The sequence below is a fragment of the Chitinophaga sp. YIM B06452 genome (assembly GCF_039655965.1).
Classification (GTDB): Bacteria; Bacteroidota; Bacteroidia; order Chitinophagales; family Chitinophagaceae; genus Chitinophaga.
Genome location: NZ_JAWLKY010000001.1, coordinates 581,053 through 599,984 on the forward strand (window position 1 = coordinate 581,053; position 18,932 = coordinate 599,984).

At 53.5% G+C, this 18,932-nt stretch carries 14 protein-coding genes and 1 pseudogene; 5 read left to right on the plus strand and 10 right to left on the minus strand.

Translation table 11 applies throughout. From position 1 onward, the window contains the following. Positions 1–72 precede the first annotated feature (72 nt). Positions 73–2,175: pseudogene (metG, locus tag R3I13_RS02020) on the minus strand (methionine--tRNA ligase); the annotation flags it as partial. Positions 2,176–2,314: 139 nt separating this feature from the next. On the opposite strand from metG, the gene R3I13_RS02025 reads away from it, so the two are divergent. Beyond that, positions 2,315–3,229, plus strand: coding sequence for an LD-carboxypeptidase (locus R3I13_RS02025; RefSeq protein ID WP_346316245.1), 915 nt, complete (start codon positions 2,315–2,317; stop codon positions 3,227–3,229). Positions 3,230–3,270: 41 nt separating this feature from the next. Here R3I13_RS02025 and R3I13_RS02030 read toward each other — a convergent pair whose 3' ends face one another. Genes R3I13_RS02030 through R3I13_RS02040 form a run of 3 tightly spaced genes read right to left on the minus strand, consistent with a single transcriptional unit; the run spans position 3,271 to position 6,288 of the window. Then, a complete protein-coding gene (locus R3I13_RS02030) occupies positions 3,271–4,086 on the minus strand; it encodes an alpha/beta fold hydrolase (protein ID WP_346316246.1) in 816 nt (271 codons plus the stop codon). A 20-nt stretch (positions 4,087–4,106) separates the two neighbouring features. Then, positions 4,107–4,913 carry a HesA/MoeB/ThiF family protein gene (locus tag R3I13_RS02035; RefSeq protein WP_346316247.1) on the minus strand — a complete coding sequence of 269 codons (807 nt, stop codon included), beginning with the start codon at positions 4,911–4,913 and terminating at the stop codon, positions 4,107–4,109. 31 nt (positions 4,914–4,944) lie between these two features. Continuing rightward, positions 4,945–6,288, minus strand: coding sequence for a HAMP domain-containing sensor histidine kinase (locus R3I13_RS02040; protein WP_346316248.1), 1,344 nt, complete (start codon positions 6,286–6,288; stop codon positions 4,945–4,947). Positions 6,289–6,736: 448 nt separating this feature from the next. On the opposite strand from R3I13_RS02040, the gene R3I13_RS02045 reads away from it, so the two are divergent. Next, positions 6,737–7,288 carry a YqgE/AlgH family protein gene (locus tag R3I13_RS02045; protein ID WP_346316249.1) on the plus strand — a complete coding sequence of 184 codons (552 nt, stop codon included), beginning with the start codon at positions 6,737–6,739 and terminating at the stop codon, positions 7,286–7,288. Positions 7,289–7,365: 77 nt separating this feature from the next. Here the strand turns inward: R3I13_RS02045 and atpC are convergent, their stop codons facing one another. Together atpC and atpD are read right to left on the minus strand one after the other, a co-directional pair. Then, positions 7,366–7,617 (minus strand): ATP synthase F1 subunit epsilon, encoded by a 252-nt coding sequence (atpC, locus tag R3I13_RS02050; protein WP_346316250.1) that lies wholly within the window; start codon positions 7,615–7,617, stop codon positions 7,366–7,368. Positions 7,618–7,643: 26 nt separating this feature from the next. Next, positions 7,644–9,143 (minus strand): F0F1 ATP synthase subunit beta, encoded by a 1,500-nt coding sequence (gene atpD, locus R3I13_RS02055; protein ID WP_346316251.1) that lies wholly within the window; start codon positions 9,141–9,143, stop codon positions 7,644–7,646. 216 nt (positions 9,144–9,359) lie between these two features. Here atpD and R3I13_RS02060 point away from each other — a divergent pair, with 216 nt between their 5' ends. After that, positions 9,360–10,601 (plus strand): FN3 domain-containing metallophosphoesterase family protein, encoded by a 1,242-nt coding sequence (locus R3I13_RS02060; protein ID WP_346316252.1) that lies wholly within the window; start codon positions 9,360–9,362, stop codon positions 10,599–10,601. A 65-nt stretch (positions 10,602–10,666) separates the two neighbouring features. Here the strand turns inward: R3I13_RS02060 and R3I13_RS02065 are convergent, their stop codons facing one another. The 4 genes from R3I13_RS02065 to R3I13_RS02080 form a co-directional block, all read right to left on the minus strand. Further along, entirely contained in the window at positions 10,667–11,287 is a 621-nt protein-coding gene (locus R3I13_RS02065) for a hypothetical protein (protein ID WP_346316253.1), read from the minus strand. Between the two features lie 65 nt (positions 11,288–11,352). Beyond that, positions 11,353–12,819, minus strand: coding sequence for a TolC family protein (locus R3I13_RS02070; protein WP_346316254.1), 1,467 nt, complete (start codon positions 12,817–12,819; stop codon positions 11,353–11,355). After that, positions 12,812–14,161, minus strand: coding sequence for an ABC transporter permease (locus R3I13_RS02075; protein ID WP_346316255.1), 1,350 nt, complete (start codon positions 14,159–14,161; stop codon positions 12,812–12,814). Before R3I13_RS02075 ends, R3I13_RS02070 begins: the two co-directional genes overlap by 8 nt. 18 nt (positions 14,162–14,179) lie before the next feature. Continuing rightward, positions 14,180–15,427: an HlyD family efflux transporter periplasmic adaptor subunit gene (locus R3I13_RS02080; RefSeq protein WP_346316256.1), complete on the minus strand. Its 1,248-nt coding sequence runs from the start codon at positions 15,425–15,427 to the stop codon at positions 14,180–14,182. A 288-nt stretch (positions 15,428–15,715) separates the two neighbouring features. On the opposite strand from R3I13_RS02080, the gene R3I13_RS02085 reads away from it, so the two are divergent. After that, positions 15,716–16,882: a hypothetical protein gene (locus tag R3I13_RS02085; RefSeq protein ID WP_346316257.1), complete on the plus strand. Its 1,167-nt coding sequence runs from the start codon at positions 15,716–15,718 to the stop codon at positions 16,880–16,882. Positions 16,883–16,976: 94 nt separating this feature from the next. Then, positions 16,977–18,863, plus strand: a complete 1,887-nt coding sequence (locus tag R3I13_RS02090; RefSeq protein ID WP_346316258.1) for a DNA polymerase III subunit gamma/tau — start codon at positions 16,977–16,979, stop codon at positions 18,861–18,863. The last annotated feature ends 69 nt before the right edge of the window (positions 18,864–18,932 follow it).

Consider the following 18,932-nt stretch of genomic DNA (forward strand, 5'->3'; position numbering starts at 1 on the left):
TTTGAACGGCGCAGCGCAAAGAAAAAAGGCCCCGGCGATATGCCGGGGCCTTTGTATGTTATGTTTTCGTGATCAGCTCACCCCGCTGCCGGGCGCTACGGCCTGGTCAGGGTTTACGAACACCAGTTTGCCATCTTTATCTTCGGCCATCAGTATCATGCCCTGGCTTTCAATGCCTTTCATTTTGCGCGGCGCAAGGTTGGCCACCAGCGTCACCTGTTTGCCAATGATGGCTTCAGGCGCGTAATGCAAAGCAATGCCGGATACAACGGTGCGCTGTTCCGTGCCGAGGTCTATCGTGAGCTTCAGCAGCTTGTCTGCCTTGGCTACTTTTTCTGCATGGGTAATGGTGCCGACCTTCAGTTCCAGCTTCGCGAAATCGTCGTATTGTATTTCTGCTTTGGCAGGCGCCGCTTCTTTCGCCGGTGCTGCTGCGGTTGCAGACTGCTGTGCAGCTGCTGATTGTTTCAAGCCTGCATGCAGCTTCTCTACCTGCGCTGTTACCTGCTCGTCTTCGATCTTTTTGAACAGCAGTTCAGGGGCGCGCAGGGAATACCCGACGCTCACGAGCTTCATGCTGCCGGCGTTTTCCCATTCCAGCATACGGTCCACCACTTTCAGCATATGACAGATCTTCTGCGCGGTGAATGGCAGGAAAGGGTTGATGAACACGGCAAGATTGGCCGTAAGCTGTAGGCATACGTGCAGGCAGTTGTCTATCTGCTGCTGGTTCTGCGCTTGCAGTTCGGGCGTTTTGGCCAGTATCCAGGGATGTTTTTCCTGGAGGTAGCGGTTGCCTTCGCGCGCCACGTTCATCACTTCGTTCAGCGCATCGCGGAAGCGGTAGGTTTCGAGCGATTCGGAGATCTTCATCTTCGCGTCCTGCAGCATGGTAAAGATGCCATCGTCCGACGCATCTTTCACGGCTGCGTGCATCGGGGGCACCTTGCCGCCGCAGAGCTTGTGCATCAGCACCATCGTGCGGTTCACGAAGTTGCCGAGGTTCGCCACCAGCTCGTTGTTATTGCGGTCCTGGAAATCTTTCCAGGTAAAATCATTGTCTTTGGTCTCGGGCGCGGTGGAGCAGAGCACATACCGCAGCACGTCCTGCTGGTCCGGGAAATCTTTGATGTAATCATGCACCCACACGGCCCAGTTGCGCGAAGTGCTCACCTTCTCCCCTTCGATGTTGAGGAATTCGTTGGCCGGCACATTGTCTGGCACCACAAACCCGCCGTGCGCCTTGAGCATGGCCGGGAAAATAATGCAGTGGAACACGATGTTGTCTTTCCCGATGAAATGGATCAGCCGTGTATCTTCTTTGCACCAGTAATCGGCCCAGTTCTCCGTCAGCTCTTTGGTGGCGGAAATATACCCGATGGGCGCATCGAACCAAACGTACAGCACTTTGCCTTCAGCATCAGGCAGCGGCACTTTGATGCCCCAGTTGCTGTCGCGCGTCATGGCGCGGGACTGCAGCCCGTTGTCCAGCCAGCTTTTGCATTGCCCGTACACGTTAGCCTTCCATTCCTTATGATCTTCGATGACGTATTGTTTCAGCCAGGGTTCATAGTTTTGGAGCGGCATGTACCAGTGCTTCGTTTTCTTTTTCACCGGCACGGCGTCGCTGAGGGCGGAACGGGGGTTGATCAGGTCGTCAGGGCTGAGGGAACTGCCGCAGCGCTCGCACTGGTCGCCGTAGGCTTTGTCGTTACCGCAGTTCGGGCAGGTGCCGATGATGTAACGGTCTGCCAGGAACACCTGTTTCACCTCGTCGAAATATTGTTCGGATTCCTTCTCTTCGAAAAGACCGTCGTCGTACATCTTTTTAAAGAAATCCGCCGCCGTCTGGTGATGCACCTGGTTGGAGGTACGGGAGAAAATATCGAAAGAGATGCCCATGGAGGCAAAAGATTCTTTGATGATCGCGTGGTATTTGTCCACGATGTCCTGCGGGGTCACGTTTTCCTGCATGGCCTTGATGGTGATGGGAACGCCGTGTTCATCCGTACCGCAGACAAATTTCACGTCCGCTTTCCTGGCCCTGAGATACCGTACGTAGATGTCAGACGGCAGGTAACAGCCGGCCAGGTGCCCGATGTGGACCGGGCCGTTGGCGTAGGGAAGGGCTGCCGTAACGAGGTATCTGTTAAATTGTTTCATTGATGCTTCCTCCGTTGAAAAAAATGTAAATTATTCAGAAAAATAGGGAAATGGATTTGCAGTTAACCCAATAACGACTACTTTGGCCGTTGAATGGGATAAGATTCCTTCTTCCTCATTTAATCAGCAAAGGTAAACTAAAGACTTTAGAATGATCAAAATTCCGCCCTATCTAAAAAAAGGCGACCTGATAGGGATCATGTGTCCCAGCAGCAAAATGGAGCTTCAAGCCGCCGAATTCGCCGCCAGTGTAATAGAGTCCTGGGGCTTCCGCGTACACCTGGGCATCACCGTAGGCACCAGTTTTCATAATTTTTCCGCGCCGGACGAGCTGAGGCTGGAGGAATTGCAGGACATGATAGACGATCCCGGCATCAAAGCTATCGTGTTCGGCCGCGGGGGCTACGGCATGGTGTCTATCCTGGACCGGATCAATTTCTCCCGCTTCCGTAAAGATCCCAAATGGCTCTGCGGCTACAGCGACATCACCACGCTTCACACCCATATACAGGAACGTTATAAGATCCCGACCATCCATTCCCTCATGTGCAGCGGCATTTCCCTTTCCACGAAAGATAACGCCTACGTGGGCAGCCTGCGCGACGCGCTGCTGGGCAAACGCAGCAAATACGAAACGCAGCCACACGCCATGAACCGCAACGGCAAGGCAAGCGGCAAACTTGTAGGCGGCAATCTCACGCTGCTCACCAATTTGTCAGGCTCTGTTTCGCAGCCTGATACCAAAGGGAAAATACTGGTGCTGGAAGACGTGGGCGAATACCGCTATAACGTGGACCGGATGATGTACAACCTCAAACGCGCGGGCTGGCTCAGCAAGCTGGCCGGGCTGGTGGTGGGCTCTTTCACGGAAGAAAGGGAAACAGAAACGCCTTTCGGGCAAACGGAATTCGAGATCATCCGGAATATGGTGCAGGAATACGATTACCCGGTGTGCTACAACTTCCCGGTGGGCCACCAGGAAGCGAATTACGCGCTGAAACTCGGCATCCCGCATGAATTGAAGGTGAGTGATAAAGGTGTGAGCCTCAAGGAAATAAAAGTATAAATTATTGACAGGGGCCAGGCCCCGTCCGGGGTTGACCCGCCCTACAGCTTCAGCAAAGAATCCAGCTTGGCCTGGAACAGCGGGTATTCGTGCAGGTTATTGTGCTTGCCGCCCTTGATCGTAAACAGGGTATCTCCCGGTTTAAAACATTCATCCGCCAGCTTTTTCCCCGACGCATAAGGAACTGTTTCATCTTTCGTGCCGTGAAAAGCCGCTACCGGCGCCGTTACTTTCGGCAGGTATTCGTTGGCCGGCAGCTTGAAATCGAGCAAAATGCTGTGGGGATAGATCGGGATGGACGATGCGGCAACGTCCTGCAGGCTGTAATAGGGCGTTTCCAGTATCAGCCTGCGGCAATCGCGGATGGCGGCCAGCTGGGCTGCAATGCCCGTCCCCAGCGACTTCCCGTAAATAACGATCTGCCAGGGCGCAAAACGGCTGCGGGCCACTTTGTACATCAGCAGGGCGTCTTCATACATGGCGGCTTCAGTTAACCGGCCGGTGCTTTTCCCGAATTCGCGGTAATCCATGATCAGCACGTCGTAGCCGTTGCGGGTGAATTCGGGCATGTATTGGGCGTAACGGTTGATGTTATGCGAATTGCCGTGAAAATACAGCACCATGCCCCGCGGGCGTTCGGCTTTGAAGAGCACGGCGCTCAGCTTCACTTTTTTATTGACGGGAATGAGCAGTTCCTGGAAAGGAATATCGAATTTATACTGGTAATTGGCCGGCAGCACTTCCGGGTGGAAGATCAGCTTGTCCTGCACGAAATACAGTACCAGCCCCGCTCCCAGGTATATGCCGATGGCCCAGAGGGCTATTTTTTTCAGATTTTTCCTGAGGTCCATCAGCATATCCGTATACTTTAATTGGTTTAGTCTTCCACGTCGGGCACTACTTCCAGCCCATATTCTTCCGGCGTCAGCAGGCCTGTTTCTTTCACGGCCGCGATCTTTGCGGGGTCGGATGCCAGGTCGGCCACGGTGAACTGCTGGTGCAGGTAGTTGAACGTGTGCAGCTTACCGGCGAGGCCCGGCACATCTGCCAGGTATTTGATGATCTCGTTTACCATCAGCAGCGCGGTAGCGCCATGCGTGGCGCCCATGGCCCCTGCGTCGAAATTGCGGAATTCATCCAGCAGGTATTCGTTGCAGCGGTAAGAAGCCAGCGTGGGATTGTTGTCAGGCTTCATGTTGAAGCCGCCCCACCAGGCTGTCCAGTTATGCACTTCTCCGGTCACGAAAGGTTTGTCCAGCAAAATGCAGGCGTCGTTCACCACGAGGTGCGTGGCGCGGTGCTGCGAGCAGTCCACCACCAGGTCGAAGCCGCTGAACACCTGCTTTGCATTGTCCGGCCTTATTTGTATGAGAAAAGGGTAATGCTTGTTCCAGGGATTGAGCGAAAACAGCCTGCTGGCGGCCATTTTAGCTTTGTGTTTGCGCAGGTCCTGCATATTGTAAAGCGGCTGGCGGTGGAGGTCTTCTTCGAGTATCACGCCGTAATCCGCTATGCCTATCACGCCCACGCCTGCCGCGCTGAGGTATTGTATCACCGGGCTGCCGAGGCCGCCTGCGCCTATCACCAGTATCCGGCTCTGCTTCAGTTTTTCCTGCAGGCCTACTCCCATGCCGGGCACCGCTATCGGGTGCTTGTATCTTTCCAGTTCTTTTTCTGACAACATTCTGCTTACTATTACTCGGTGCAAAGATAGCCTACTCCTGCGGAAACTCCATCGTGAAGCGGCTTCCCTTCCCTAAAATACTTTCCACCTTGATGCGGCCCTTATGCGCGTCCACAATGGCTTTCACATAGGTAAGCCCCAGCCCGAAGCCTTTTACGTTGTGCACGTTGCCGGTATGCGCGCGGTAGAATTTTTCGAATATGCGCGATACGGTATCGCGGCTCATGCCAATGCCGTTGTCTGCAATGGAGATCACAAGGAATTTACGTGTATTGGCAGTCGTGATACGCACTTCCAGGTTATCTTTCGAATATTTGATCGCATTGTCGAGCAGGTTGAAGATGAGGTTGGAGAAATGCACTTCGTCTGCTTTGATGATGGGCTGGATGGCGTTCAGCTGCAGGTCTACCTTGCCGTTCTTCCCGTCCAGCTGCAACTGCAGGTTCTCCACGGTGCTGTTGATCAGCTGGTGAACGTCTATCGGCTGCAGGTTGAGCGTCAGCTCTTCCTTTTCCATGAGCGCGGAATTCAGGATGGATTCCACCTGCTTGTTCATGCGTTTGTTCTCTTCCTTGATGATGCCTGAGAAGTAACGGATCTTGTCTTTATTGTCCATCACGCGCTCGTTGCCGATGGCGTCTATGGCGAGAGATATCGTGGCCAGCGGCGTTTTCAGCTCATGGGTCATATTGTTGATGAAGTCGCTTTTGATCTCGGACAATTTTTTCTGTCCCAGCATGGTGCGGATGGTGAGCGCAAAAGCGGTCACGATAATGGCGGTGAACAGGATGCCGCCAAAGATCATCCAGCCGAGGGATTTGAAGACGGTCAGGCTGCTCTGCGGCACAAATACGTGCAGCACTTCGAAGGTGGGCGAGTTGATGTTTTCCGCGAGCGGCACGATGATCTCCTGGTACAGGGCCGAATCGGTCTCGCGTTTGTTCAGCCGCTCAATGAAACTGGTGGAATACATCTGGATGAGCGCGTTGCTCACGATGCCGAATTCGAACACGGTATCGAGCTTGCGCTCTTTCATGGCCTTCCTGAGGAGGCCCGATACCTCGGTGCTTTCAAACTGCGCGCTTACGGGAATGGTCGGCTTGATAATGCCGTCTGTAATGGGTTCCAGCGTAAGGCGGTTGGAAGCGCCGTCCTGCTTGAAGCGGTCTATCTTGATGCGGGCGATAGGCGCGATGGAGCGGTTCATCAGCTCATTGCGGACGGCCTCTACGGCGTCCACCATTTTTTGTTCCTTTTCTTCCTTTTTGATATGGGCGGCATTCAGGATCCAGCTGTACTGGATGTAAATGATTCCCAGGAGGGATAAGGTGATCAGTGCGATTATGACAGGAAATATCTTCTTTAGTGGCAGCATGTTACGGACCTATAAAACGCTAAATATACCGAATTTCCCGGCGGGGGAAACTATTTGCTATAGCAACTATGATACAAAATTAAACCGTGAAAAGCCACATCTGTAGGGATGTATGATAAAAAATATCACTTTAACGTAATTTTAACGCAGAATTTATGCTGTAATTATTGGCAGTCCCCTTATCTTTGCATTGTTATCTGGTACCAAATTTGATACTGGTAACATACAAAAAGCGAATAAACTTTCTACATACATCGACGTGGATTCGTTCCATAAGCGATTTAGATTTTGGTTGATAAAATGGTAAGGGATCTTTCTAGGTCCCTTTTTTATTTTTACCCTGTTTCACATTCTCCTGGTTTTCCCCGGTTTAATAGGAAAAAAATAACGCCTGGTTTGGCTTTTGTTGGTTAAATTTGGATAGAGCTCAGGATAAAAAGGTAATGACATGGATACACTTGCGCCTGGAATATTGCTGATCGCGGACCCATTTCTGAAAGACCCGAATTTCGCCCGCACCGTAGTACTGCTGTGTGAACACCAGGAGGAAGGCAGCTTTGGTTTTGTGGTAAACCGGCAGTTCGACCAGCGGCTCGACGAGTTGATCCCCGCAGTGCTGACCCCGAATATCCCCGTTTATTTTGGCGGCCCCGTACAAATGGATACCATTCATTTTATTCACCAGGTGCCCGACCTGATCGAAGGGGGATTTGAAGTGTTTCCCGGCATCTACTGGGGTGGAGATTTCGCCACGGTTGTGGAATTGTTGAACACCGGTGCGCTGGACCTGCAGAAGATCAAATTCTTCATCGGTTACTCCGGCTGGAGCAGCGGCCAGCTGGAGGGTGAGCTGAGCGAAAAAAGCTGGATACTGAGCCGCATCAACCCGCCTTTACTGTTCTCCCGCGACGAGCAGGAGATCTGGAAGCAAAGCCTCCAGAACATGGGCCACAACTTCGCCATGATGGCCAATTTCCCGATCGATCCTTCCCTAAATTAACGGCTACCGTTATACCCGCATAAAAAAACCGTCCCGGCTAAGCCAGGACGGTCGTAAAAAATTGCCTTGCGGTGAGCTTACAGCGCGGTGGCGCCTTCTACCAGCACCGTCGCCTTGTTGTTCAGCACCTCCACGAAGCCACCTTCGATAGTGTACTGCTCCGAATGGCTCTTATCTTTCAGCACCTTCATTTTGCCTTTACCCAGGGCGGCTATCAGCGGGGCATGGCGGTCCAGCACTTCGAAGGAACCGTCTGTGCCCGGCAGCTGCACGCCGTATACTTCCCCTGTATACAGCTTTCTTTCCGGTGTCAATATTTCCAATAACATGTTAATCGGTTTTGTTTTGAAGAGCCTTATTTAGCGGCAGACATCAGCTTCTTGCCTTTCTCGATAGCATCGTCGATGGTACCTACGAGGTTGAAAGCTGCTTCAGGATACTCGTCCACCTCGCCGTCCATGATCATATTAAAACCACGGATGGTTTCCTCGATGGGAACCAGTACGCCTTTCAGGCCGGTGAACTGCTCTGCCACGTGGAAGGGCTGGCTCAGGAAACGCTCCACGCGGCGGGCGCGGGATACGGTAAGTTTATCTTCGTCGCTCAGCTCGTCCATACCAAGGATGGCGATAATGTCCTGCAGCTCTTTATAGCGCTGGAGGATCATTTTCACACGCTGTGCGGTGTTGTAGTGAGATTCGCCTACTACAGCCGGGGTAAGGATACGGCTGGTGGAATCCAGCGGATCCACAGCGGGATAGATACCCTTGTCCGCGATCTTACGGGACAGTACGGTAGTAGCGTCAAGGTGGGAGAAGGTGGTTGCAGGAGCCGGGTCGGTCAGGTCATCCGCAGGTACATACACCGCCTGTACGGAGGTGATGGAACCGTTCTTGGTGGAAGTGATACGTTCCTGCATCAGGCCCATTTCAGTGGCCAGGGTGGGCTGGTAACCTACCGCTGAAGGCATACGGCCAAGCAGCGCGGATACTTCGGAACCGGCCTGGGTGAAACGGAAGATGTTGTCTACGAAGAACAGGATGTCGCGGCCGCTGCCTGCAGTGCCGTCGCCGTCACGGAAGTATTCCGCCATGGTCAGACCGGAAAGGGCTACACGGGCACGGGCTCCGGGAGGCTCGTTCATCTGGCCGAACACGAAGGTGGCCTGTGAACCTTTCAGTTCTTCCTTGTCCACAGCAGCCAGGTCCCAGCCGCCATGCTCCATGGATTCTTTGAATTTATCGCCGTAACGAACGATGTTCGCTTCGATCATTTCGCGCATCAGGTCATTCCCTTCACGGGTACGCTCGCCTACGCCCGCAAATACGGACAGGCCGGCGTGGCCTTTTGCGATATTGTTGATCAGTTCCTGGATCAGTACGGTTTTACCTACACCCGCACCGCCGAACAGGCCGATCTTACCGCCTTTTGCATAAGGTTCGATCAGGTCGATCACTTTGATACCGGTGAAAAGCACTTCGGTATCGGTAGCGAGGTCTTCGAAACGGGGGGGCTGGCGGTGGATGGGAGCGCCATTGGTGGTGTCCAGCTGGCCCAGACCGTCAATAGCTTCACCTACCACGTTGAACAAACGGCCTTTGATAGCCTCACCGGTAGGCATTTTGATGGGAGCCTCGTTATCGACAACTTCCATACCGCGTACCAGGCCGTCAGTGGAATCCATGGCTACAGTACGAACGCTGTCTTCCCCAAGGTGCTGCTGAACTTCCAGCACCACTTTCTGGCCGTTTTCACGGGTCAGAACGAGGGAGTTGTAAATTTCCGGCAATTTTCCTTCAAAATGCACGTCCACAACGGGACCGATGATTTGTTTGATCTTACCTGTGTTAGGCATATTTCTTAGAAGTTTATAGAATGCAAGTAAATGTGCTGATGCAAAATTTCGCGCAAAGGTAACAATTGAAGCCAGAAAACCCAAAATTCCGGGAATTTGATTTGGGGTGATTTTCGTCAGGTTTTCCCCGCCAGGATTACAAATATATTAAGTTTTAGCAATAAGATATGATTTACGGCCACTGCCTGCTATTTTTATCGTTCAATTACTCTTTATATGGAAAAAGATAAGCCCTCATTAGACCGCCGGGACTTCCTCGGCAACATCACCAAAGCAGGCATCCTGGGCGCCATCGGCCTTACACCCGTAACCCGCGCAGCGGCCGCCACAGCAGAAGCCATACCCGTTTCAACCGTACTGGCTGGCGAGCACGCCTTCCTCTGCCCTCCTTATCTTCAAAATCCTGAACCAACAGGCATCACCGTAATGTGGATGAGCAATAAGCCCACCTACAGTTGGGTGGAATACGGGGAAACCAGCGCCCTGGGCAAAACCGCGCATAATGTGCAAGCCGGTATCGTGGATTCGTACGACAGGCTGCACCGCGTGCGCCTCGCCAACCTGAAGCCCGGCACTACCTATCATTACAAAGTGCTCTCGAAAGAGATCGTGGAATTCAGGCCCTACAAGCTCACCTACGGCGAAACCATCAGTTCCGAAACCTTCAGCTTCACCACCCCGGGCAAAAACCCGAAAGAAGTTAGCTGGCTGGTCTTCAATGATATACACGACCGCGGGGCAGACAGCTTCCCACACCTCATGGCGATGAACAAAGACCCATACGACTTTGTGTTCCTGAACGGCGATATGTTCGACTACCAGGAAGATGAACAGCAGATCATCGATCACCTGCTCGCGCCCCTGGGCAAAAGCTTTGCTTCGGAAAAGCCCTTCATTTTCACCCGCGGCAACCACGAAACCCGCGGCAAGTTCCGCCGTGAGCTGGGCAACTACTTCGACGGGCCATATGTTTTCTCCAAACAATGGGGACCGGTGCATTTTACCGTGCTGGATACGGGGGAAGACAAAGAAGACGAACACCCGGTATATGCAGGTATCGTGAACTTCGATGAATACCGGCGCCAGCAGGCGGAAGACCTGAAACAGATCGTACTGTCCCCCGCTTTTAAAAAGGCGAAATTCCGGGTGGTGATGATGCACATCCCGCATTATTATTCCGGCGACTGGCACGGCACCATGGAATGCCGCAAACATTTCGCGCCCATCTTCGAGCAGGCGAAAATAGACCTGTTCGTTGCAGGGCATACGCACCGCCCCGGCATTCACCAGCCTGTTGCGGGCCAGCACTCCTACCCGATCGTGATAGGCGGAGGGCCGAAAGACGGCAACCGTACACTCATCAAAGTCAAGGCCACCGAAAAGGACCTGAACCTCGTGATGCTGAAAGATGATGGGTCTGAACTGGGAAGGGTGGACCTGAAAACAAAGAGAGGATAGACCTGACTGATGCTTTTATATACAACCGTACCGGGCTTTCCCTGCGATCGCCCGGTATTTTTATGTCATTGCGGAAGCGGCTTCGCCGCCGGCACGCAGGCATAAGGATCAGGATCGCCGGGCGCCGCTTTTTTATCATGGCTCCAGCAGAAGTTCATCGCCTGGCTGGTTACGCTCATCAGGCGGATATTGACTTTCGTGCCTTTCCTGCTGTTGGAAGCCTGGATCGTTTGCGCGCCTTTCGCGGCAATATTGTGGATGGTGTAAGGCTCACTCTTGAACACATCGCCGTTCCCGCGCAGGTATTGCACCATCACCACAGCATTGTCCAGCGGGTATTCGGTCTGGTTGCGCAGGGTGATCTGCAGGTTGCGGATGCCGCCCAGGAAGCCGGTTTTATAATCCCCCGTGTTCAGTGAAATATACTGTTTCCAGTTCTTGCGGAAATATTCCCTGCGGTCTACGAACGTTGCCTGCGCCTGTGCCTGCATATCCTTGCGGCCGGCTATCTGCTCCGCCGTGCGGTTGCTCAGGGTCAGGCTGTTCTTCAGGTCGCGGTTCTCGCGCAGCAGCTGCTCGTTCACATGCAGCAGTTCTTTCGCCCTGCGCTGGTCGCGGCACGACTTCACTGCCAGCACCACGATCACGAAAAGCATAACGGCCAATACGATCCATCTTTGACTCATACGGCTGTTACAGAAAAAATAATGCCGGATTTCCTGCGAAACCCGGCACCATACCCAGTACAAATTTATTTCTCTTTGAATTCGTAGCGAATCTTTTCATTTTTCTCGAAGTCGTACAGCGTGAGCTTGCGCACCGTGTAATAGGCTCTCCAGAAGTTCCGCAGGGCAAACACATATCCCTGGGAGGCCTGGTCCTTCTCGCTTTGCGCCAGGTTGAGGTCTGTAATGCTGATCTTGCCGATCATATACCTGGCCTTGGTGATCTCGTAACGCAGGCGGGCAATGGTGTCTGCCTTGGCGGCGCTGGCCAGCAGGTTCTTCTGGATGTTGAACTGCTGCGTTTGCAGGTATACTTCCTGCTCAAACTGCCGCTCCGCCTGCTGCACATCTATCTCGATGAGGTCGCGGTTGGCCTTGGCCTGGCGCACCCTGTAGCGCGCCCTTCCCCAGTCCATCAGCGGGATGCCGATGCCTACGGAAAAGTTCTGCTGTATCTCTCCGCCGGAGTACACCTTCCCCAGCGTCTGCCCGTTATTGGTCTGCCCCAGCTGCGCCCGCAGGTTGAACTCATAACCGCTATACGCGCGGGCTTCGGCAACGTCCTGGCTGGCTTCCAGCCGCCTGCGCCTGAATTCGAGCACAGACTGGCGGTTGTTGGCGGCTTCGGCCACGGCTTTGTCCAGCGGTACGTTGAACAGCGGTACGGTTTCAGGTGCTGCAAGCTCTATCACTGCGTCCTTAGGCATGTTCAGGAAACGTTTCAGTTCCTGGTAGGCCATTTCTTTTTGCAGGGTAGACTGTTCGAGCGTATTGCGGGCGTTCAGCAGGCTCAGCTCTATCTGCAGCAGCTCGTTCTCCGCGATCTTGCCGAGGTCGAAGCGGCCTTTGGAAATTTTATACAGCGTGTCCTGGTTGGCCACGTTCAGCTGGTAGATCTTTTCCTGCGTCTGCGCGGCCAGCGCTTCGAAGAACATAGACGCGCCGTCGAGCGCGGCGGTTTCCAGGTCTTCTATGTACTGGCGTTTGCTTTCGTCGTAGATGATGGGCGACAGCTTGCGCTCCCAGTAGAAGGGGTTGTACACGATGCTGGGCTGGTTGTAGTTGATGGAAAAGGGCGTGGCCAGGTAATTGGTCGTATTCGTGGCAGAGAACTCGTCGAAGCGGTTCAGGTTGGATTGCACGGAAAAGGTACCGCCCGTCCATGGTACGTTCTGGCGAAGGCCGAGGTTGATGGCGGTGTTGGAGGTGGAGCGGCGTACGTATTCCACTTTGCCGTCAGGCTGCAATATCTCTACGGTCTCACCAAAGGGAGAGCTGCTGTTGTTGAGGCCCAGCACCAGCTGCGGCAATTGTCCTGCCCTGAAATACCGGTAAGCATACAGCGAGTTCAGCGCGCGGCTCTGCGCGCGGTAATAGCTGGGAGAATTACGCTGGGCAAGGGCTACCACGTCCTGCAACACAAGGCTCTGCTGCGCCTGGCAAATGGTAAAGCTGCACAGCAGGCAGGTTATTATAAATCTGATTTTAAGCATGGCGTAAACATTCAATTGGGTTCTGGTTTGCCGCTTTGCGCGCGGGGGAAATGCCGAAGATGAGGCCTACGGAGGAAGCCAGCACAAAGGATAACAGGATGGAAAGCGCGGAAATGATGGTCCGGATATCCGCCACTTTGTCTACCGTATAAGCGCCGGCCACCCCGAGGATTATGCCGATGATGCCGCCGCTAAGGCTGATGAGCACGGCTTCGAAAAGGAACTGCATCACGATGTCGCGCTTCTGCGCGCCCAGCGCCATGCGTATGCCGATCTCCTTCGTGCGTTCCAGCACGCTGGCCAGCATGATGTTCATAATACCGATACCACCCACCAGCAGCGAAATACCCGCGATGGCGCTCAGTACGATATTAAAAACGTCTTTCGTTTTCTGCTGCTGCTGAAGAAGCTGTTCGGGAATGGATACTTCAAAGTCCATCACGTCCGAATGCCGGCGCTTGAGCATGCGGCTGATGATACCGGCGGATTCAGTAAGCTGCTCGGGCTGCGATACTTTCACGATCAGCTGGTCCAGCTGGTGCACCGGCACGTCGGGGATATTCACGCGCTCGCCTTCGTCGAACCAGCCCTGCTGCTCCTGGATGCGGATGGCGGGATTGCGGTAACGGGTGAGCGTGGTTTGAATGGGCACGTACAAGTCCATGTTGTAATCCCTGATGCCAAGGTTCTCTTTGGTGGCGCTACTGATGAGTTTTTCATCGGTTACGCCTACTACTTTCAGCCATTGCTGGCCGCATTTGATGGTTTTGCCGATCGGGTCTTCAGACAAAAAGAATTTCCTTTTCACGCCCGCGCCAATGATGCAAACGCCTTCGCCGCCCCGCAGCTGCTCCTGGTTGAACATCTTGCCTTCTGATAGGCCGATGTTGTTCAATTCAAAGAAAGCCGGCTCCACGCCTACCATTTTAAGTTTTTTGCTTTTGCCGTTGTAGATCATGTCCTGGTCCAGGATCATCTCAGGACTGATCGCATCTACCGTAGGCACCATGCGCCGGATGCTGTGCGCGTCTTCGAGGCTGAGCCCTTTGGAGAATTTCTGTTTTTCCTTTTCCTGGCCTGCGGCGGCTTTCTGCTCTTTTTCATCTTCCTCTTTTTTATCCTCCGTTACCGGTTTGATCACGATGTTGTTCACGCCCACCAGCTTCATCTGGTTCATGATCTCTTCTTTCGCGCCTTTACCGATGGCCAGCATGGCAATTACCGCGCCCACGCCGAAAATAATGCCCAGCGCGGTCAGGAAGGAACGCAGCCGGTTCGCCACGAGCGAATCCAGCGCGATGCCGAGATTGTTCATGTTACGGGCACCCCATAATTTTCGCATAAAGTTTGTTTTATGAGGTTATTTTAAAACGACAAGGCTGTGATGTTTGGCGGATTCGGGCTCGGACATATACACTTCATCGCCGGCCTCCAGGCCTTTTTCGACGATCACTACTTCGTCGTTGCTCTTGCCCAGCTTCACTTCGTGCTTCTCTATGCCATTGCCCCTGCGGAGGTATACGAAGCTTTTTGATTTTTCGCTGAACACGGATTCGAGCGGTATGGTGAGCTTATCGGGGATCTGGTTGATCAGGATGTTGTTGGAAGTGGTCATGCCGGGCTTGAGGATGGAATCGACCTTATCCAGCTTGATGAGCACTTCAAACACCTTGGCGTTGGAGCCGGGGCGGTTTTCGCCGATATTGGCCACGGACGTGACGATGCCGGTGAGCTTCACTTCAGGGAAAGCGTCGAGCCCCATGGATACTTTTTGTTCTTTTTTGATCTTGCTGATGTCCACTTCGTTGATATAGGTTTTGGACAGCATGGTGCTGAGGTCCGGCAGCATGCAGATGCGCGGGTCCCAGGAGCGGATGGCGGAGCCGGCTTTCTTTTTGCCGCCGGTGGAATAGTCGGGGATGTATACCAGCAGGCCTTTTTTGGGCGCGGTGATGCGGAATTTGTCGCGGAGGTCTTCCAGCGCGGCCAGCTGTTCCTGCTTGCGCTTCACTTCGCGGGCGGCCTGTTCCATTTTGGCGGTGGCCTGCCTTTGCTGGATCTTATACTTTTCACCGAGCTGCTTCAGGTCGCGGTCTGCCTTCTCCAGGTCCAGCTCTGCCTGGCGGATGGTGGCGGGCGGTTCAAATTTGCTCAGCTCCAGCGCGATCTTTTTCTGTTCCATCTGGAAGCGGAGATTGGTGATATTGTCCCGCGATTCGCGCATCTGGAGCGTAGTATCCAACGCGGTCTGGGAAAGGGTAGTGATGGAACGGTCCAGCTCCAGCTGCACGTCGCCGATCTTTTTGTTCACCACGGCGGGGTCCAGCGTGGCAATATAATCCCCTTCCTTTACAGTGATACCTTCCGTCACCATATCCTGTATCTTGATCTCTTCATAGATCTGGTGCGTCTGGAGAGGCGGAGCCTGGATGTACACGGTGTTTTCGGCCATCAGTTCGCCGGGACTGACCACTACGTCGCGGAAGTGCTCTTTCTTCACTTTGGCCACAGCACTGGGGCCGGCTGCCTTCTTGCCGAAAACGAAATAGGCAATGATCGTACAAACGAGGAGTAACGCGGCAATGAGCCACCATTTTTTCTTAAACATAGGTTAATAGTGTGTGGTATATACAAGGGTGAAATAGCTACTGATCTATCTATCATAACGCAATGGCTCTCTGCACAGCATGGTTTCTTGTCAAGATGCACGGGTTCAACGATTCCATAAAATTATAAGCTGAATACTAAAGGAAACGTTAATTGTGACCAGTACCGGGATTTTCATTATAAACATTGATTTAAAGGGATAAGCTCTCTTTTTGCACTCAAACCCAACAATTTGCATTTCCCTGATAACGGTCTCGCAATTACTTTTATTTTTGCCCAAATGTCCCTGATGAAATTATTTGTCGTAAACGACGCAAGAACAGCCCGGGAATTCCTGGACGTACATGTGATACTGAACAAACACCATGAAGGCTGGATACAGCCGCTGGACAAGGATATAGAAGATGTATTCAGCCCGGAAAGAAATAAAACATTCCGTTCCGGCGAATGCGTGCGGTGGGTGATGAAAGATGCATCAGGCAAACTCATTGGCCGCATCGCGGCATTCGTAAATAAGAAATACAGGACCATGGGCGACGAGCAGCCCACGGGCGGCATCGGTTTTTTTGATTGCATCAACGACCAGGCCGCGGCCAACCTGCTGTTCGACACCGCCAAACAATGGCTGCAGGAAAGAGGCATGGGAGCAATGGACGGGCCGATCAACTTCGGCGACCGCGACCGCTGGTGGGGGCTGCAGGTGGAAGGATATGTGAACCCGCCGTATGGCATGAACTACAACCCGCCTTATTATGAAACGCTCTTCAGGAATTACGGTTTTGAAACATTCTTCAACCAGGTATGCTTCGCGCTGAATGTGAAAGACCGGATACAGGACAAGTTCTACGAGCGCCATGCGGCACTGGCGAAGGACCCGAACTATTCCGCGCGCCACATCAAAAAGAACCAGCTCGAAAAATTCGCGCAGGATTTCACTACCGTGTACAACAAAGCATGGGCGCAGCATGGCGGGGGAAAGGAGATCACCAAAGAGCAGACCATGACGCTGTTCAAAAAAATGAAACCGGTGCTGGATGAGAAGATCGTATGGTTCGCCTATTACAAGGAAGACCCGATCGCCATCTGGATCAACCTGCCTGAGCTGAACCAGTACTTCAAACATATGCACGGCAAATTCGGCCTGCTGCAGAAGCTGCAGTTCCTCTGGCTGAAAATGATCGGCGCCTGCCGCAAGTTCACCGGCATCGTGTTTGGCGTGGTGCCCGAGTTCCAGGCGAAAGGGGTGGATGCATATATCATCGTGGAAGGCGGCACCAAGGTGATCCAGGCGCAAAACCTGTATGATGATTATGAAATGCAGTGGATCGGGGATTTTAACCCGAAGATGATGAACATCGGCCAGAGCCTGGGCGCTTACCCGAGCCGCAGGCTGGTTACTTTCCGTTACCTGTTCGACCGCACGAAGGAATTTAAGCGCCACCCGATCCTGAAATAGCAGGAACAGCCATGGTGGCCGGTTCGAGCTTTTTCCCTTTTTACTTTTTGATTTTTGCGTTACTTTCGGCTTTTGGAAAGGAGCGAGTCCCATCATGGAAAATTTTATAGTATCCGCCCGTAAATACCGTCCGCAGAACTTCTCCACGGTAGTTGGGCAAGCCCATATCACTACTACACTCAAAAATGCCATCCGCAACAACCAGCTGGCCCATGCCTTCCTGTTTTGCGGGCCGCGCGGCGTGGGTAAGACCACCTGTGCGCGCATCCTGGCCAAAACCATCAACTGCGAGAACCTCCAGCCCGATGGCGAAGCCTGCAACGAGTGCAATTCCTGCCGCACCTTCAACGAAGGCAGCTCCTTCAACATCCACGAGCTGGACGCGGCTTCCAACAACTCCGTAGACGATATCCGGACGCTGGTAGACCAGGTGCGCTTTGCCCCCCAGGCCGGTAAGTACAAGATATACATCATCGATGAGGTGCACATGCTCAGCTCATCGGCCTTCAACGCTTTCCTGAAAACGCTGGAAGAACCGCCATCCTACGCGATCTTCATCCTCGCCACCACGGAAAAGCACAAGATCCTCCCCACCATCCTCAGCCGCTGCCAGATCTTCGATTTCAAGCGCATTACCATACAGGACACGGTGGACCATCTCCAGGAGATCGTTACCAAGGAACATATGACCGCCGAAGGCGACGCCCTTCACCTGATAGCCCAGAAGACCGACGGCTGCATGAGGGACTCCCTCAGCACGCTGGACAAGATCGTGAGCTTCACCGGCGGCAAACTGACCTATCAGAACACCCTCGAACATCTCAATATCCTCGACTACGATTATTTCTTCAGGGTCATGGAATCTGTGCTGGCGCAGGATATCGCCGGCGCCCTGCTGATCTTCGACGAAGTGCTGCAAAAAGGTTTCGAGGGAGACAACTTCCTGGGCGGATGGGCGGAATTCCTTCGCAACCTGCTCGTTTGCAAAGACGATAAAGTGCTGCACCTCATGGAAGTGAGCGCCAACCTGAAAGAGCGCTACAAACAAATGAGCGGCCGGGTGAGTTCCGCTTACCTCGTTACGGCGCTGCATTTGCTGAATGAGACCGAGATCGGCTACAGGATGGCCCGCAACAAAAGGCTGCATGTGGAAATGGCGCTGATCAGGCTGTGTTACCTCCAGCAGGCGGTAACCCTTGTGAGCAACGACCAGACAGGCGAAGTGGTAAAAAAAAACCTGATTCCTGAAGGAGCTCCCCAGCGCCTGAGGGCCCCGCTGCCCCAGCCGATCTACGGCAAACCCGCTACCAGTAAAACAATCACACCGCAGGAGCCCAGGCTCACCATAGAAGTGGAAAAGGGCGCAGCCGCCCCGGCGGCCTATGCCGCGCCTGAAAAAACGGCCCCGGCCTACACGCCGCCGCAGGAAAAGCCGGCAGCGCCCGTTCAGCAACCGGCGTATACCGCTCCACCGCCTTCCCAACCCGCTCCCGCAGCAGGGAATGGCGCTGCCAAACCCAAGCTGACCGGCCTGGCAGCCATGAAAGAAGCCATGGCAGCCAAACAGCAGCAGGTTTCCAACGTAACGTCCAGCTCCGTGCCCCTTACCGCCGGCGCCATCGCCGTGTACTGGGACGAGTTTATCGACCGGTTCAGGCAGGCCAACAAAATGACCGTGGTGAGCAATCTCCAACTGGCCCAAACCGCCATGCTGGGGCCTGAAGAGATCTGCATCGTGAGCCGCAATATTGTGCAATACCGGTTCATGGAAGAAGAAAAGCTGGAAATATCCGAGTTCTTCAAGCAGAAATTCCGCAACAACGCCCTCATTCTGACCCTTCAGCTGGACGAAAGCCAGCAGGAAAAGGCAGATACCGGCCCCGCGCCGCTTTCGAGCCGGGAACAATACGCGCGCATGGTAGAGAAATACCCGCTCGTGAAAGAATTGAAAGACAGATTGAACATGGAACTTGATTTCTAAACCGTTACCCGGTCCGGGGAATGGTTATTTTTTAAACACCCGCCCCCCGCATGCATTGCGTTTTTGCGC

Excerpts from the sequence above, each read along its gene's own strand:
- R3I13_RS02025 (WP_346316245.1), top strand. The coding sequence starts at position 2,315 with ATGATCAAAATTCCGCCCTATCTAAAAAAAGGCGACCTGATAGGGATC.
- R3I13_RS02030 (WP_346316246.1), bottom strand. The coding sequence starts at position 4,086 with ATGCTGATGGACCTCAGGAAAAATCTGAAAAAAATAGCCCTCTGGGCC.
- R3I13_RS02035 (WP_346316247.1), bottom strand. The coding sequence starts at position 4,913 with ATGTTGTCAGAAAAAGAACTGGAAAGATACAAGCACCCGATAGCGGTG.
- R3I13_RS02040 (WP_346316248.1), bottom strand. The coding sequence starts at position 6,288 with ATGCTGCCACTAAAGAAGATATTTCCTGTCATAATCGCACTGATCACC.
- R3I13_RS02045 (WP_346316249.1), top strand. The coding sequence starts at position 6,737 with ATGGATACACTTGCGCCTGGAATATTGCTGATCGCGGACCCATTTCTG.
- atpC (WP_346316250.1), bottom strand. The coding sequence starts at position 7,617 with ATGTTATTGGAAATATTGACACCGGAAAGAAAGCTGTATACAGGGGAA.
- atpD (WP_346316251.1), bottom strand. The coding sequence starts at position 9,143 with ATGCCTAACACAGGTAAGATCAAACAAATCATCGGTCCCGTTGTGGAC.
- R3I13_RS02060 (WP_346316252.1), top strand. The coding sequence starts at position 9,360 with ATGGAAAAAGATAAGCCCTCATTAGACCGCCGGGACTTCCTCGGCAAC.
- R3I13_RS02065 (WP_346316253.1), bottom strand. The coding sequence starts at position 11,287 with ATGAGTCAAAGATGGATCGTATTGGCCGTTATGCTTTTCGTGATCGTG.
- R3I13_RS02070 (WP_346316254.1), bottom strand. The coding sequence starts at position 12,819 with ATGCTTAAAATCAGATTTATAATAACCTGCCTGCTGTGCAGCTTTACC.
- R3I13_RS02075 (WP_346316255.1), bottom strand. The coding sequence starts at position 14,161 with ATGCGAAAATTATGGGGTGCCCGTAACATGAACAATCTCGGCATCGCG.
- R3I13_RS02080 (WP_346316256.1), bottom strand. The coding sequence starts at position 15,427 with ATGTTTAAGAAAAAATGGTGGCTCATTGCCGCGTTACTCCTCGTTTGT.
- R3I13_RS02085 (WP_346316257.1), top strand. The coding sequence starts at position 15,716 with ATGAAATTATTTGTCGTAAACGACGCAAGAACAGCCCGGGAATTCCTG.
- R3I13_RS02090 (WP_346316258.1), top strand. The coding sequence starts at position 16,977 with ATGGAAAATTTTATAGTATCCGCCCGTAAATACCGTCCGCAGAACTTC.